Genomic DNA, 14,095 nt, shown 5'->3' on the forward strand with positions numbered 1-14,095 from the left:
CTTTGTACAAATTAAAGGAAAATACCGTGATAAGAGTCTTGTTCAATAAAAAAGGTGGTGTTGGGAAGTCTAGCCTTTCGGTAAACTTGGCAGCTATCGCGGCGCATCGGGGCCTCAAGACATTAATTGTCGATTTAGATACCCAATGCAACAGCACTGCCTATTTGGACGCGCAAAAAGAACAAGATAAAAACACCATTGCTGATCTATTTGAACAAACCATTACCTTTCACTTACATCGCCGACATGCCAAGGAGTTTTGCCAGACCACAGATGTGAAGAATCTTGACATTATCGCAGGCTCGCCCCGCTTAGCTGAATTGGAAAGTGAATTGGATAGCCGACATAAAATTTACAAGTTGAAAGAAGCATTAACTTCATTGAGTGAAGACTATGATCGGATATTTATTGATACTGCTCCAGCTTTGAATTTTTACAGTATGTCGGCGTTGATTGCGGCCAAACGCTGCCTGATACCCATCGACTGCGATGACTTTGCCCGCCAAGGCTTGTACAGCCTTCAGCAAAAAATCGCAGAGATCCGCGAAGATCATAATGATGAATTGGAAGTTGAAGGGATCATTGCCAATCAATATATGAGCAATGCTAATCTGCCAAAACAAATTGTTGAGGAATTAATCGCCGAAAACTACCCGGTGCTGCCACAATACATTTCTCAATCGGTCAAAATGCGCGAGTCTCATCAAGCTAAAAAGCCTCTGATAAAATTAGCTCCCAATCATAAGTTGACTCAGTCTTTAGTGGGCATCTTTGATATTCTTGAGCAATAGATGGCCAAAACTGTTTTAAGCCTTAAAAAATTAGTTTTATTTGCCACCTTTAGCGCGATCTCAGGATTGGTTAGCTTTATTTTTTTTCTTGCTGCCGAGGCTGGTAGTGGTGACACTTCTACTTTTTATGGCTTTGTATCAATCGTATGCTTCCTATTCATTTGTCTGCCACTGCTTTTTGTTAGCACCATCGCAATAAGTAATGCAAAGTCCTCCAACGCTATTTTGTACATGTTCGTGATTGTCAATTTGTTGGGTCACGGTGCCCTCGCCTTCCAGCTTGGATTTTTTGATAAGCTTATCGACAACATTGATGAAAAAGCTTCATACCAAAGTGCGCCTCAACTTTCAGAACTGAGAAAGGAATTTTCACGCGGGCCTCGAGTCAACCATGAAGTGATAGCTGAACTGCTATCAAAAGGAGCAGATCCTAACGGCAGTATTCACGGCACGGTAAAGATTCCATTTATTGTCGTCGCTGCAAGTTATGGAGATCTGGCCGCCATGGAACTGCTGTTATATGCAGGCGCCGATGCGAATGCAAGAGCGGAGGTCGAGTTTGATGGCATTCAGCAGCCATCGGCGCTCGATGTACTGGTGTTTTCGGCCGCGACTCATAAAGAGGTGTCTCAGGCAATAAAGGCCATGGTGGCAAAAGGTGCACACGCGCAACAAACACTTTTAGCATTAGGCAGTTGTTCTAGAGGAGACATGGCGCTTTTGGTCAATGTAACGGAAGTAGCAGAGCAACGGCAACGCGATGATAAAAACAACAATTGTTTACATTTAGCCGCACAACAGCATAAATTTGATTTTATCGATGAGTTGTTGCAGCACAGCGAATTTAGTGCGAATGCGAGAAGAGCACTTAATCAAGCCAATGAATTAGGTCAGTTTCCGCTTGATATAGCGAGTTTACAACCAGATATCAGAACCGTAGAGGTTATTCAGCACTTTGGTGGGACCGCGAATAAAAAGCAAACATCAAAACGCATAGCAGCTCTTAAACAGCGATCATCAAACCCTTAAACAATGTATAGCTGCATAAAACCAGCGAGCATGCCCAGTACTGCACCCACGACAATGAGCTTCCATTCATCAGCCTGGTAAGCAGGACGCAAAACACCCTCAAATTCCTCGGGCGAGAGTTCCTGCATTCTAGCGCACAAATCGTCGCCCACTTTTAACGCGCCATCGGCATATTCGTGGGCGTATTGGAGGTATTTGTCTGAGCTATCAAAAATCTGCTGAACGGCTAACTCTTTCATTCGATAGTATTTTTCAGAACCAACACCTAGGGCAAAATACGGCTGGGCCATGGCGACATAACGCTCAATAGCATCATTCACATGAAGCTCAATGAGTTCAAGCAACTGTTCAGAGCCGGAGCCATTTAATACGATGTCGGTGATGTTCTTAGCATTAATCAGTTTCTTTTCGATGATGTCGGAATACACCTCTGACACTTCTTTTTGGCGTTTTAAGAACATGCCTTGAATTGTCAAACCTAAAAACTTAATCGGTTGCTTGGGTTCAAAGATAATTTTTATTGCGATCCAGTTGGTAGCGTATCCCACCACTAAACCACCGGCAGGTAACACCCACCAGATTGGATTAAAATACCAAATCGCCATGGTCGCCAAGCCAAAAAGGAAACCAAAGTACAAGCCTGACTTTTCGATGAAAGGAAATTCCTTTTCGCCGGCTTTTAAGAAAATTTCGTTAATTAACTCGGGTTCATCAACCAGATGACCGACAACCAGTTCTTTAATGTCAATGATTTCATCCACATTGTGTTTGAAATCTTCAACCATTTTATGCACAACATTGGGGATATCCGCTTCTACTCGTTTGTAAACCAAATTCTTGGCTTGCACCGGCATGCTGGCCCATAACTGCGGCGCAGATTCTTGCATAACTTGATTGACAATCTTTCTTAATACTTGCTTGAGGCGACGATCGATGGATTGGGTAAGCATATGCGGATCGAGGCGATCTGTCAGTTCTTGCACACTGAGCAACTTACCCAGTACTAGCTCGACTTCTATCTCAGCCATTTCCCGACGCTTCATCGGGATCAAACCTTGCCAACCAAAGATAGGACGAATACCAATAAATTCTATTGGATAAAACATCATTTTGACCGCAAGGTAATTTGTCGCATAACCGACTAATGCACTGGTGAATGGGATCAACAGAAGTACATAGTTATCAAAAATCCATTGCATAAGCAGCTAGGCGGCCTTTATTAGTGTGATTGTCTGGCTCATGTTGTCAGGCTAAACTTTGCAATTAGAATGGTCAATCTAATTTGCGCAAATAAGCTTCAATTCAGCCTTTACAGTAGAAAATTAAATTTCATTTGATAACAAAGTGTTAACATAGATTGCCAAATATTTGCGAGGCGAATGTTGCAAATACCCGGCGATTTGGTAGCGTTTTCTAACTTTTTACATTATTAACTCATAATAGACGTTGTAAAAGAGACAGAGTAAATCCTATGACAAAGCTTGCCGATCTAGATGCTGCCATTAAACATGCAGCAGATTACGAAGAATACAAGGAAGCCTGTGAAGCACATGATGAGCTCTCTGGTGCAGATGACTGGAAAGCCAAGGATGCCTGTAAAGAATATGATTACCGACTAATCCGCAAACGTGTGCAGCGTATCAAACTCGCACGCTCACGCGGAGACGCATTAGGTTTAATGTCGATTCTGCACGAGGGGATCCACGGAAACCTGGGCAACATCGCTAACCCTGCATTGAAAAACAGTAGCAAGATAGGTACAAAACTACTTATTCAGGAGTTTATTGACCAAGTATGCGAATCCCTGGACTTCATTTATCAAGCAGATGAAACCGAAGTCGATTTTTACGAAAAACTATCATTTTTCGATGAAACTGCACACGCCTTTGGACGTTCATGTTTGATGCTAAGTGGTGGAGCTGGTTTGGGCTTTTTCCACGGAGGAGTGGTGAAATCACTCTCTGAACATGACGTTTTACCTGATGTTGTGTCAGGTGCCAGCGCAGGTTCGATCATTGCGAGTTTGATTGCAACTCGCACTAACGAAGAGTTGTGCGAGGCTTTAGAGCCTGAAAACATTCATGAGAAATTTAGTCAATGGCGTTTATGGCAAGGGTTTGGCCGCAATAGTCTGTTAGACAGCACCAACCTAGAAAATGCACTGATCGAACTGTTCGATATCACGACCTTTGAAGAAGCCTACAAAAAGACTGGTCGTCATGTGACCGTCACAGTCTCTCCTTCAGATCTGCATCAGTTTTCTCGACTGCTTAACGCCAAAACATCACCCAACGCGATCATCACTCAGGCAGTGCGAGCCTCATGCGCTATTCCCTTGGTATTTAGCCCAGTGCAACTCAAGGCAAAGAATCAGGCCGGCGATGTGGTTCCCTACATTCCAAACCGCCGTTTCGCAGATGGATCACTGATGGCAGATATGCCATTTAAACAACTTGCGAGATTGTATGGCGTCAACCACAGTATTGTTAGTCAAACCAACCCCATAGCTGTGCCATTTTTATCGCGTGACAAGAAAGACACTCATGGACTGATGGCGTTGACTTGGCGACACATGGCTAACCTTACTAAGTTAAATAGCATCTATGCGTTCGACGTGCTTGAGGGAGCAATTTCCAATAAGGCTGCCAAGTTAGGTATTCACAAAGTTCGCTCGATCATTGATCAGCAATATGTGGGAGATATTAATATATTGCCGGAGCATGGGTTTAGCAGCTTGAAACATATTTTTGCCAACCCCTCTTTGACGAGCATTGAAAAGCTTATTCATAGTGCTGAGCGCGCAACCTGGTCTCAATTGGACAGGATCAAGCGTGATACCAAAATAAGTAAAACCTTCCGCACACATTTAAAAGCACTTAAAGCAAGAGAAGAACGCGTGCTTACACAACACAATGGATTGCGTTTGGTTGATGGGCAAAAAAGTGCATAATTGATCAGCGGTTTTGCCTGTTCTGTGCGCTGTTTGCGCCGCAAAGAACCCTAAGGTGACCTATTGGGCTAGAGGAGGCGGCGTGAATATACGTCAAATCTGCACACTCTTAACGGGTATCTCGTAACAGCAACCGATGGTTTAAAAGATCCCCTCCTTCGAGGGGAAGACGCTTTATTTTTAACTTCTCTCGATAACGTGGGAGTTTAGACTTCTCCGGATAACGTGGAGTTTTTGACCACATGGATGACTTGGTGTTTTTTTACTTCGCGGATGATGTGGTAATTATAACTGCAGCGAAGACTGCATATGTTTCTAGTCATGCATCAAACCGCAGAAAACAAAAAAGCGCCTATTGGCGCTTATCAAATTTATTTTCCCTTAAAGAAAACAACTTCCCGGCATCCTGCTCGTATTTCTTATACCTCACTCCAGTACAACTTAAACCAGAGGTAGAGCTGGACTACTTAACTCAGTGTCTAACCTCTGTACAACTTAAATCTGGAGTTATTCTTTACCTGCAGCTGGCTTTTTAGCAACAGTTTTACGCGTGCGAGGTTTAGCTGGCGCTTTGGCTGCCGCTGGTTTTTTCGCTGCTGGTTTTGTTTTTGCAGTTGTTGAAGCTGGCTTAGCCGCAGCTTTAGGTGCTGCCTTAGCCTTAGGCGCTGCTGCTTTTTTAGCAGGAGTCGCTTTAGCAGCTGGTTTGGCAGCAGGCTTTGCGGCAGCTTTTTGCTGAGCTAACTTAGCAACGACTTCAATAAGGTTGTCGACTTTTGCTGACAATTTTTCAAGTTGAATATCGCGACTATCGCTTTGCATACCTAATTTGGCTTTGAGCATTGCTATTTTGTCTTCTAACATCACTTTCCCCTTAAATTTTTCGTTGAACTTTGCTTTTAGCTCTGCTTCAACAGTTTCGCCTCGCACAATAAGGTCTTGTACAAAAGCATTACCGTCAACGTATAATTTGTCCAGTTTATCGGTAGATTTTTCAACACCTTCGCTGTAAACGCCGACGCTTGCTAACCAAGACTTACGTCCGGCTTGCTCGACAGTCTTAACTGCTTTCATTGTTATCCCCTTAAATATTTGTGAGATGGCAATAAGACGCCCGTGTTAAACGGGCGGCTCAATTTATTTTGCAGCTAGTTTTGCTACCGCGTCAGTTAGCGCGTCGATTTTTGCAGAAAGTTCTTCAACTTTGTCTTCTGAAGAAGCTTTGTCCAAACCAAGTTTCTGACGTACTTCAGCTACTCGCTCTTCAACGTTAGTTTTTGATTTGATTTTAGCTTTAGCTTCAGTCTCAAGAACTTCACCTTTAGCAACTAGGTCTTCGAAAACCTTACCTGCTTCTGCAGTCAATTTTTCGTATTGGCCTTGAGCTTCGTCGAAACTCTTACCGTAAGCACCTAAACCTGCTAACCAGATTTTACGTGCGAAATCTTCTGCTTCAGATACTTTACCTTTGATTGCGTCTAATTTAGTCATGATTAATTCCTCGCTGTGTTGACTGTGGAGAAGATTAACGATGTAAATTAGAAACCGCATACTAAACGTACGATTTATTGAAAATAAATTGGAATGAAATTTTAACCCTTTGATTTTATGGGAAATTTAATTCAGCCAAAAATTGAGGAGTTTTTGGCTGAATAATTGGAAATAAATCAGTCTACGATGTCTTTGGGCATCTCAGCACGAATTTCCTGCCAAATTTTACCCGATTCGATACCGTATTCACGGATAACTCCGGCTACACCCACAAAATCTTCTTTTTCGGCTAGTTCCATCAATTTTTGATAATAATTGCGCGAGAGATCCCGAGATTTTTGATAAGAGAAGTAAAATCCTCCTATTCTTGAATAAAGTCCTTTAAAACCATTCATCATCAATACATACACTTTGTTGCCCGATGCGAACGCCATATCGTGATTGATTTGATAATCGAATAATGCAAACGCAGCTCCATCTTCTGGGATGTCTTTGTAGCCTTTGAGGATCTCTTTCACGCGCTCTGCATTGTTCTTGATCGCACCGCGAATAAATACAGCACTAAGGTTAGTGCGAGCCGCCAACAAATGGTCAACAAGTTCTGAAATTCCATCTTGGTCTAAGCGCGCAAGAGTTTCCAAAATATTTAGACCTGAAGTTTCCCAAAAATTGTTTACTTTGGTTGGCTTGCCATGTTGGATAGTCAACCATCCATCTCTGGCTAAACGCTGTAAAACTTCTCGTAGCGTTGTCCGTGTTACACCAATTAGTTCCGACAGTTCACGCTCGGCTGGCAAAATAGTGCCTGGGGGAAACCTGCCACTCCAAATTGACTCAACGATATACTCTTCAGCAAACCCTGCGGGGCTTTGTGCCTTGTAAATCATGCAACGGCTCTCTTCTTATAGTTTTAATATGTCATGTTCGTAACTGATTGTACCAGAGGAATTTTAGATGGAACAACGAAACTTTAACAAGTTGTAAAAATAAGCATATGCAAACTAAACCGATTCAGTACCTAAAACTGTTCATTTAAAGGGCAAAAGACTGATTATATTAAGAATTACCTTGCATTTGAGTCCCGTAACTCTTACAAAAGACGCAATCTATATTTTTGCCTATAATGAGGCACTTAGGGGAAACATTCCCTGTCGACAGGACAAAGCTATGCAACTTTCAATGACACAAGCTTTTTATAAAAACTTTTTAGGGCACGCACCTGATTGGTACAAGCAAGTCATCGTCGCTTTTCTTATTATTAACCCTCTACTATTTATATTTGTCAGTCCCTACTTGGCGGGATGGGTGTTAGTGCTAGAATTTATTTTCACCTTGGCCATGGCACTGAAATGTTATCCCTTGCAACCCGGTGGATTATTGCTGATACAGGCAATGTTTATTGGCATGACCAGCCCCGAGCATATGTTTCACGAGATAAAAGCCAATATCAGTGTCGTTCTGCTTCTGGTCTTTATGGTCGCTGGCATCTACTTTATGAAAGAGCTTTTGCTGTACCTATTCACCAAATTACTGATTAATGTGAAAAACAAGCGTGCATTGTCACTAGCGTTTATTGCAGCATCTGCCTTCTTATCAGCGTTTCTCGACGCGTTAACGGTGATTGCAGTCATTATCGCTGTGGGAATGGGTTTTTACGGCATCTATCATAAAGTCGCCTCTGGTAAAGACTTTCATCATGATCATGACCATTCCTCAGACGATGATGTTGGTCAACCAAGTCGTGATGATTTGGATAACTTCCGAGCATTTTTACGAAATTTAATGATGCATGCAGCGGTAGGTACTGCGTTGGGTGGCGTCATGACCATGGTGGGTGAACCGCAAAACCTTATCATTGCTGACAAAGCAGGCTGGGATTTTGGCGAATTCTTTATCAGAATGTCACCTATCACCTTGCCGGTATTCTTGGCAGGCCTTATCACCGCATACTTAGTCGAAAAACTTGGATGGTTTAGTTATGGTGCCAAATTACCCATTGTTGTGCGTGAGATTTTAGCTGACTACAACCAGCATATGGACGAGCAGCGCACCAAACGTGATAACGCTCGGTTGATTGCACAGGCTTTGATTGGAGTTTGGCTTATTGTTGGCTTGGCTGGACATTTTGCAGAGGTAGGATTAATCGGCCTGTCTGTCATTGTTTTAGCCACCACCATGAGCGGAGTTATCGAAGAGCATTCTTTAGGCAAAGCTTTTGAAGAAGCCCTGCCCTTTACCGCATTGTTATGTATATTTTTTGGTATCGTCGCCGTAATCATCGATCAGGGGTTGTTTAAGCCAGTAATCGATTGGGTACTGACCTTTGAAGGAAAAACCCAATTAGTGATGTTCTACTTGGCCAATGGAGCACTGTCTATGGTCAGCGATAATGTATTTGTAGGCTCGGTTTATATCACCGAAGTCACTACAGCTTTAGAAAATGGTCAAATCACCCGCGACCAATTTGATATGTTAGCAGTAGCAATCAATACCGGAACGAATCTTCCTAGTGTTGCCACTCCTAATGGGCAAGCGGCGTTTCTATTCTTGTTAACTTCGGCTATCGCACCACTTCTTCGATTGTCATACGGAACTATGGTGTATATGGCGTTGCCTTACACCATAGTATTGACCTTGGTAGGCCTCGCAGCGACATATTTTGGCTTGTATGAGCTGACTGAAACGCTTTATGAGTTGCATTGGATTGAACATCATACCGCCACCGACGTTGGCAACCCACCTGCACACTAAACTGGAGCTATGACGTAATGAGTTGGTTTCAAACAATGGGAAATTGGGCTGAACAAAAATGGGCCTGGGGCACACTATTAGGCTCTGCCGCAGTGCTAGAAGCAGTGGCCTTGTATTTTCAATATGGGATGGGGCTGGAGCCATGCATCATGTGCATCTACCAGCGTACGGCAGTGTTTGGCGTGTTGTTCGCTGGATTATTTCCTCTACTCATCAATAACGTTATCACACGTCTTATTGGCTTTTTAGTGTGGGGTATATCAGCAATTTGGGGACTATTCATCGCCATTGAGCATGTTGGACTGCAAATGGAAACTAATCCATTTTTTGTCTCCTGTGAGATTGTCCCCAATTTTCCCTCATTTATGCCGCTACATCATTGGTTGCCCAATATTTTTGCTGCAACAGGAGATTGTGGAAATATCGACTGGCAGTTTTTAGGCATGAGCATGCCCCAATGGATGATCGTGATTTTTGCTGCATACAGCGCTGTGTTTGCACTGGTTTTATTTAGCCGCTTGTTTACGCGCAGGGCTTTTTAGACGTGCCAAATAAAATTACCACCTCCCCGAGGCAGCATCAGTTACCTTGCCACGCAAGATATGCTTTGTTGGCACATTAGTCCTATTGGATAGGGATTAAGACTTCGTTGTGACGAAAAAAAGGGATGGTAAGTGGACCGTTGTAGCCGGCTTTAACAGGTGCACCAACCGCCTCAACATTATTTTTTAACATCCATTCACGCAGAATTTCTGTGTGCTCATTGACGTTGTTATCACCTAAAGTCCCGCTAAACTTGATAGCAGCAACTTTGTAATCCGTCACTTTACTCACAGTGATAGTAGGATCATTAGGCTTTGGTGTTGTTTCCAAAGTAAAATGCTTAGGCATCACAAATGACATTGAAGGTTCATCGGTATTTTCAGCCATAAACACGGGGGCCGTCATAGCAATCTCGGTTCCTTCTGTCTGCTCACTATCCATGAATACTGGTGCAGTCATGGATATCTCCGTAGCACCTTGATTATCGCCGGTTATGTAATTAAACAGCTTGCGAAAAGCCGGATTTTCATTACCATCATCCATGCTCGCGGTCACCAATATCATTGATTGGTAGTTGCGAATTTCGATACCGACAGCTTCATCCGCACGGATCAGGTCGTACGGTGCTGACTCTACTCCATTATCACCAAATACTGAACAGCCACTGAGAAGTACAGCAAAAAATATAAAAATTCCAAATTTCATAATAGGCTTACGCAAAAAACACATATTGAATATTACGTCTTCAGTGCGAAAACGTATCAGTTTATTGCGCAATTTTGTTTGTACAAATACAAACTTATCGTACACAGGTAGAATGGGTGGTTCGGTTTTTTAGCATTTATAAAATATTGGGTCCTTGGAAGGAATGAAATTGCCGCTCACTATCGGCAATCAGCGAATTGCAGTGGTTGAATATTCAACCGAACATAGACGCCGTTTCCTTAACCAAAGTATCTGTTCCTTAACGAGGTGTTTCCTCTAGATATCGAATTGACTGACCAACCAGTAACTGGGCACACTCAGTAGCCATTTCACTGTCAAAATCAAAGTACATACGGTAGTAGCGCCAACTGCTGGCACTCATGACATACCGCAGGTTAGCGGCAGTTTTCTTTATATCGTGCTCTGAAGCGTTCGGGTAGGTTCGACTGAGTAGTTCCTTTAAGGCGACATAACGCTGTTTGGCGGTGGTACTCAGTACCCTGGGAAGTAAATCCGCGCTGAGTAATACCATAACGGTTCGCGGCTGTGCATCGAGCTTCTCGTAAAGGTTGGCAATGTAGTTCGACAATTCTTCGATTTGGTATGGAATGTCAGGTAAATTGAGTTCGCTGTAAAGCCGTTTGGTCAGTGCGTCTAGAAACGAATCCCGGGTTTTGAAGTAACGAAACATGGTTCGCTGTGAGATGTTGGCATGGTCAGAGACTTTCTTAAAGCTTAACTCATCAATACCCAGCGTTTGAGTAAGTTCACAGGCGGCATCTAGCAAAAGGTTGACGGTAAAGGCGGCTTTTTTTTCTAAGAGTGAACTCATGAAATAATAATGTCATACACTGTGTCATATTGACTTATCATAAGTCACCATCTATTTTTTATCCATACAATAGTTAAAATAAAAGGATGTGGCCCATGGCAACCCAACCAATAATCAAACATGCAGACGAAGGCAAATGGCTCAACGTCTTGGGGATGCAACTGAAGTTCCTATGCACTAGTGATGATACTCAAGGTCGCTACTCGAGCATGCTAAACACGGTTCCTAAAGGGCTAGGAGCGCCACCTCATCAACATCCCTGGGACGAGGCATTCTATGTCTTAAAAGGTCAGGTAGAGTTTTTAGTCGGTGATACCAAACATGTTTTGGGTGAAGGAGATTACATCTTGGCTCCCGCTGACATACCCCATGCCTTCAAAGGCCTGTCGGACGAAGAAGGACTGATGATTGCTTTCGAATCTCCAGGCCATTCTCATCGATTTTTTGAGGAGATTAACGATAACGTAACGAATTTCCCCGAAGACTTGCGCAAGATGCCGGATATCGGTCAGCGCCACAATGTGACCTTTACAGAGAATTAGACTCCTGTGTGAAGAGTTCATTTGCCTATCGCTGTTATAAGCGCGAGCTTGCAGATAAAGGAATAATGAGATTTGAACGTTCCGGTTAGGTGACCACATTTATCTAATCATGCTAGCCCTATGTTTCAGCAAGACGAGTGCCATGCACTGGCCTAGACAGTATCCATCGCACGTTTGACAGATAGGGAAAAAAGTAGCAGCTCCCCTTAAAGCGCTAGCGCGTTTGTCTTTAAAAAGAGCTACTTCTGTTTTCTAGTCATTTACTTTTTTAAGCTCGCTAGCTGATTTAAGTACCCGTTGACCGTCAGATTGCTCAATTAAATAAGCTGGATTACTGCCGTCTGCATTTCGTGTAACGTCGGTTCCGTCAATGGTTTTAGTTACTGACTCGGTAAATTTTTCACGAACGTATCCGGTGGCGGAGCCATTGCCCCATTGCCACTGAACTTCTGTATTGGTTGCAAAATCTTTCATGGTTATTCTCTGATTGGCTCCATCTCAGCCTTGTATTCATTCGCTAATTTTTCTTTTTCAGACTCGCTAAATACTTTACCGGCTTTTTGGAAAAACTCTCGCTCTTCTTCTGCTAGATGATGTTCCACTTTTTCTTGTAACGCTTTCAATGTTTTAAGCCAAACTGGACTACTCATACTAGTTTCGTCCAATTTCGCTATCAGCTTGTCTATTTGATGGTGCTCAGCGATCCCATGTCGTGAATCTTCGATAGTGTTGTCGCTTTCCATCAAGGGCGAGTAAAAATAACGCTCCTCTGCAATTGCATGCTGGCCGAGTTCTTTCTTGAGACTCTTGTAATAATCTTCGCGAGCTTCAGACGCACCACTTGTTTCACATAACACCTTCAACAGCAGGCGCTGGCGCTCATGATCCTGGCGAATAGCTTCAAAAATTTGCATTGTATTGCTCCTGATTAATGAATAAATTGTTTTGATGTACATTTGTGCGATTTCTTACGCTGCTAAGCAGCGCTTATTGTTAATTTCACAATCTTTCTTTTTTACAGCCAATCTATTGAATTGACTTTTAAGCGCGATTGCAAAGTTCAATATCTGTGCGCTAGTACGATAGTTTGGCAAATTTGGACCTTTCAATATCCCTGTGCGACGATCGCATCCGCTAATTGCCTAAATGCAGCGACATTTGCTCCACGAGCATAATCTATTTTGTCACTCTCATTACTTTGCGGCCGTCCATCGTTAACACACACCTCATGTATGTGCTGCATAACGCCTTTTAATTTCTCGTCAAGCTTGTCAAAAGATAGTTGCTCAAATTGTGCGTTCTGCCCCATTTCAAACCCTGACATCGCCACGCCGCCAGCGTTGGACGCTTTGCCAGGAACGTACGTCACGTTAGACGCTTTTACCAATTCAGTTGCTTTGGCTGTGAGCGGCATATTTGCGCCCTCAATTAAGTATTGCGCGCCACCCTCTACAATCGACGCAATGTCACTTTCGTCCACTTCATTCTGAGTGGCACAAGGCAGTACGATATCGCTGGGTATTGACCATGGTTTTGTGTCAACCAGCCAATCACCATTAAGATCCCCCGCAATGCTTTGCAGTGGATTTGGGTTAACGTCATCTTCAATAAGCTGCTTTATTTGGCCAACGGATAGTCCATCTTTGACATGCAGGGTTCCTTTGCTATTCGATAGCGTCGTGACGCACGCGTCCAGTTCAGCGGCTTTGAGGGCAGCATAAGTTGCTACATTGCCTGCACCTGACACATTTACCCGCTTGCCCGCTAAATCATCGCCTGAAGTCGCCAACACATTTTCGGTAAAATACACAACACCAAAGCCAGTAGCCTCCTCCCTGACGTGACTACCTCCAAACTCAATTTGCTTACCCGTTATGCTGCCACCAAACTCATTGGCAAGCCGCCTATATTGACCGTAGAGATAGCCTATTTCTCGTTGACCAACATTTATATCCCCTGCTGGAACATCGGTTTTGGGCCCAACATGTCGATTAAGTTCCAGCATGAATGATTGGCAAAACCGCATGATTTCCCTGTCCGAGCGACCTTTTGGATTAAAGTCACTACCACCTTTTCCTCCGCCTAATGAGAGACCTGTTAGTGCGTTTTTGAAACACTGTTCAAACGCTAGAAACTTCAAAATCGACTCGTTTACACTAGGATGAAAACGAAGTCCGCCTTTATAAGGCCCCAAAACATTAGATTGCTGGACACGCCACCCGCGATTGATTCTCAATTCTCCACTGTCGGTTTCCCAAACCACTTTAAAAGAAATTATTCTGTCGGGTTCAGCCAACCGATAAAGTACCTGGTGGCGCTTATACGCTTCATTTGCGTTAATGATCGGGATTACGTCTTTAGCGACATCCTCTGCGGCTTGGATAAATTCATCTTGGCCTTGGTTGTTGGCCCTGAGCCAATCTATAAATACATCATAGTTCGACTGATACGTCATCGTTATCCC

The 14,095-nt window shown here is 43.3% G+C and carries 15 protein-coding genes; 6 read left to right on the top strand and 9 right to left on the bottom strand.

Annotated elements, in window-relative coordinates:
* Positions 1–26: 26 nt before the first annotated feature.
* A complete protein-coding gene (locus FM019_RS17725) occupies positions 27–791 on the top strand; it encodes a ParA family protein (protein WP_143837308.1) in 765 nt (254 codons plus the stop codon).
* Positions 792–1,820 carry a hypothetical protein gene (locus tag FM019_RS17730; RefSeq protein ID WP_143837309.1) on the top strand — a complete coding sequence of 343 codons (1,029 nt, stop codon included), beginning with the start codon at positions 792–794 and terminating at the stop codon, positions 1,818–1,820.
* On the opposite strand, the gene FM019_RS17735 is transcribed toward FM019_RS17730, so the two are convergent.
* The gene (locus FM019_RS17735; protein WP_143837310.1) at positions 1,817–3,019 is read right to left on the bottom strand and encodes a DUF445 domain-containing protein; all 1,203 of its coding nucleotides are present in this window, start codon (positions 3,017–3,019) and stop codon (positions 1,817–1,819) included. The two genes, FM019_RS17730 and FM019_RS17735, sit on opposite strands and share 4 nt — an antisense overlap.
* Before the next feature lie 272 nt (positions 3,020–3,291).
* Between FM019_RS17735 and FM019_RS17740 the strand changes: the two genes are divergently transcribed.
* Positions 3,292–4,770: a DUF3336 domain-containing protein gene (locus FM019_RS17740; RefSeq protein WP_143837311.1), complete on the top strand. Its 1,479-nt coding sequence runs from the start codon at positions 3,292–3,294 to the stop codon at positions 4,768–4,770.
* A gap of 507 nt (positions 4,771–5,277) precedes the next feature.
* On the opposite strand, the gene FM019_RS20855 is transcribed toward FM019_RS17740, so the two are convergent.
* The 3 genes from FM019_RS20855 to fadR form a co-directional block, all read right to left on the bottom strand.
* Positions 5,278–5,841 (bottom strand): hypothetical protein, encoded by a 564-nt coding sequence (locus tag FM019_RS20855; protein WP_185969337.1) that lies wholly within the window; start codon positions 5,839–5,841, stop codon positions 5,278–5,280.
* Positions 5,842–5,904: 63 nt separating this feature from the next.
* Complete coding sequence (locus FM019_RS17750; protein WP_143837312.1) at positions 5,905–6,258, bottom strand: phasin-related domain-containing protein; 354 nt, start codon at positions 6,256–6,258, stop codon at positions 5,905–5,907.
* A gap of 176 nt (positions 6,259–6,434) precedes the next feature.
* Positions 6,435–7,145, bottom strand: a complete 711-nt coding sequence (gene fadR / locus FM019_RS17755; protein WP_143837313.1) for a fatty acid metabolism transcriptional regulator FadR — start codon at positions 7,143–7,145, stop codon at positions 6,435–6,437.
* A gap of 280 nt (positions 7,146–7,425) precedes the next feature.
* Between fadR and nhaB the strand changes: the two genes are divergently transcribed.
* Positions 7,426–9,009 carry a sodium/proton antiporter NhaB gene (gene nhaB / locus FM019_RS17760; RefSeq protein WP_143837314.1) on the top strand — a complete coding sequence of 528 codons (1,584 nt, stop codon included), beginning with the start codon at positions 7,426–7,428 and terminating at the stop codon, positions 9,007–9,009.
* A gap of 17 nt (positions 9,010–9,026) precedes the next feature.
* Positions 9,027–9,551 (top strand): disulfide bond formation protein DsbB, encoded by a 525-nt coding sequence (gene dsbB, locus FM019_RS17765; RefSeq protein ID WP_143837315.1) that lies wholly within the window; start codon positions 9,027–9,029, stop codon positions 9,549–9,551.
* An 82-nt stretch (positions 9,552–9,633) separates the two neighbouring features.
* Here dsbB and FM019_RS17770 read toward each other — a convergent pair whose 3' ends face one another.
* On the bottom strand, positions 9,634–10,257 hold the full coding sequence (locus FM019_RS17770) for a heme-binding protein (RefSeq protein WP_143837316.1): 624 nt from the start codon (positions 10,255–10,257) through the stop codon (positions 9,634–9,636).
* A 259-nt stretch (positions 10,258–10,516) separates the two neighbouring features.
* Entirely contained in the window at positions 10,517–11,089 is a 573-nt protein-coding gene (locus tag FM019_RS17775) for a TetR/AcrR family transcriptional regulator (RefSeq protein WP_143837317.1), read from the bottom strand.
* Between the two features lie 95 nt (positions 11,090–11,184).
* Between FM019_RS17775 and FM019_RS17780 the strand changes: the two genes are divergently transcribed.
* Positions 11,185–11,631, top strand: a complete 447-nt coding sequence (locus FM019_RS17780; RefSeq protein WP_143837318.1) for a cupin domain-containing protein — start codon at positions 11,185–11,187, stop codon at positions 11,629–11,631.
* A 252-nt stretch (positions 11,632–11,883) separates the two neighbouring features.
* Here FM019_RS17780 and FM019_RS17785 read toward each other — a convergent pair whose 3' ends face one another.
* The 3 genes from FM019_RS17785 to gdhA form a co-directional block, all read right to left on the bottom strand.
* On the bottom strand, positions 11,884–12,105 hold the full coding sequence (locus FM019_RS17785; protein WP_143837319.1) for a DUF2945 domain-containing protein: 222 nt from the start codon (positions 12,103–12,105) through the stop codon (positions 11,884–11,886).
* A gap of 2 nt (positions 12,106–12,107) precedes the next feature.
* Complete coding sequence (locus FM019_RS17790) at positions 12,108–12,545, bottom strand: hemerythrin domain-containing protein (protein ID WP_143837320.1); 438 nt, start codon at positions 12,543–12,545, stop codon at positions 12,108–12,110.
* A gap of 191 nt (positions 12,546–12,736) precedes the next feature.
* On the bottom strand, positions 12,737–14,086 hold the full coding sequence (gdhA, locus tag FM019_RS17795) for an NADP-specific glutamate dehydrogenase (RefSeq protein WP_143837321.1): 1,350 nt from the start codon (positions 14,084–14,086) through the stop codon (positions 12,737–12,739).
* Positions 14,087–14,095: the final 9 nt, after the last annotated feature.

Source organism: Aliiglaciecola sp. M165 (assembly GCF_007197995.1).
In the GTDB taxonomy this organism is placed as follows: Bacteria; Pseudomonadota; Gammaproteobacteria; order Enterobacterales; family Alteromonadaceae; genus Aliiglaciecola.

Excerpts from the sequence above, each read along its gene's own strand:
- FM019_RS17730 (WP_143837309.1), top strand. The coding sequence starts at position 792 with ATGGCCAAAACTGTTTTAAGCCTTAAAAAATTAGTTTTATTTGCCACC.
- fadR (WP_143837313.1), bottom strand. The coding sequence starts at position 7,145 with ATGATTTACAAGGCACAAAGCCCCGCAGGGTTTGCTGAAGAGTATATC.
- dsbB (WP_143837315.1), top strand. The coding sequence starts at position 9,027 with ATGAGTTGGTTTCAAACAATGGGAAATTGGGCTGAACAAAAATGGGCC.
- FM019_RS17735 (WP_143837310.1), bottom strand. The coding sequence starts at position 3,019 with ATGCAATGGATTTTTGATAACTATGTACTTCTGTTGATCCCATTCACC.
- nhaB (WP_143837314.1), top strand. The coding sequence starts at position 7,426 with ATGCAACTTTCAATGACACAAGCTTTTTATAAAAACTTTTTAGGGCAC.
- FM019_RS17780 (WP_143837318.1), top strand. The coding sequence starts at position 11,185 with ATGGCAACCCAACCAATAATCAAACATGCAGACGAAGGCAAATGGCTC.
- FM019_RS20855 (WP_185969337.1), bottom strand. The coding sequence starts at position 5,841 with ATGAAAGCAGTTAAGACTGTCGAGCAAGCCGGACGTAAGTCTTGGTTA.
- gdhA (WP_143837321.1), bottom strand. The coding sequence starts at position 14,086 with ATGACGTATCAGTCGAACTATGATGTATTTATAGATTGGCTCAGGGCC.
- FM019_RS17775 (WP_143837317.1), bottom strand. The coding sequence starts at position 11,089 with ATGAGTTCACTCTTAGAAAAAAAAGCCGCCTTTACCGTCAACCTTTTG.
- FM019_RS17785 (WP_143837319.1), bottom strand. The coding sequence starts at position 12,105 with ATGAAAGATTTTGCAACCAATACAGAAGTTCAGTGGCAATGGGGCAAT.
- FM019_RS17740 (WP_143837311.1), top strand. The coding sequence starts at position 3,292 with ATGACAAAGCTTGCCGATCTAGATGCTGCCATTAAACATGCAGCAGAT.
- FM019_RS17750 (WP_143837312.1), bottom strand. The coding sequence starts at position 6,258 with ATGACTAAATTAGACGCAATCAAAGGTAAAGTATCTGAAGCAGAAGAT.
- FM019_RS17770 (WP_143837316.1), bottom strand. The coding sequence starts at position 10,257 with ATGAAATTTGGAATTTTTATATTTTTTGCTGTACTTCTCAGTGGCTGT.
- FM019_RS17790 (WP_143837320.1), bottom strand. The coding sequence starts at position 12,545 with ATGCAAATTTTTGAAGCTATTCGCCAGGATCATGAGCGCCAGCGCCTG.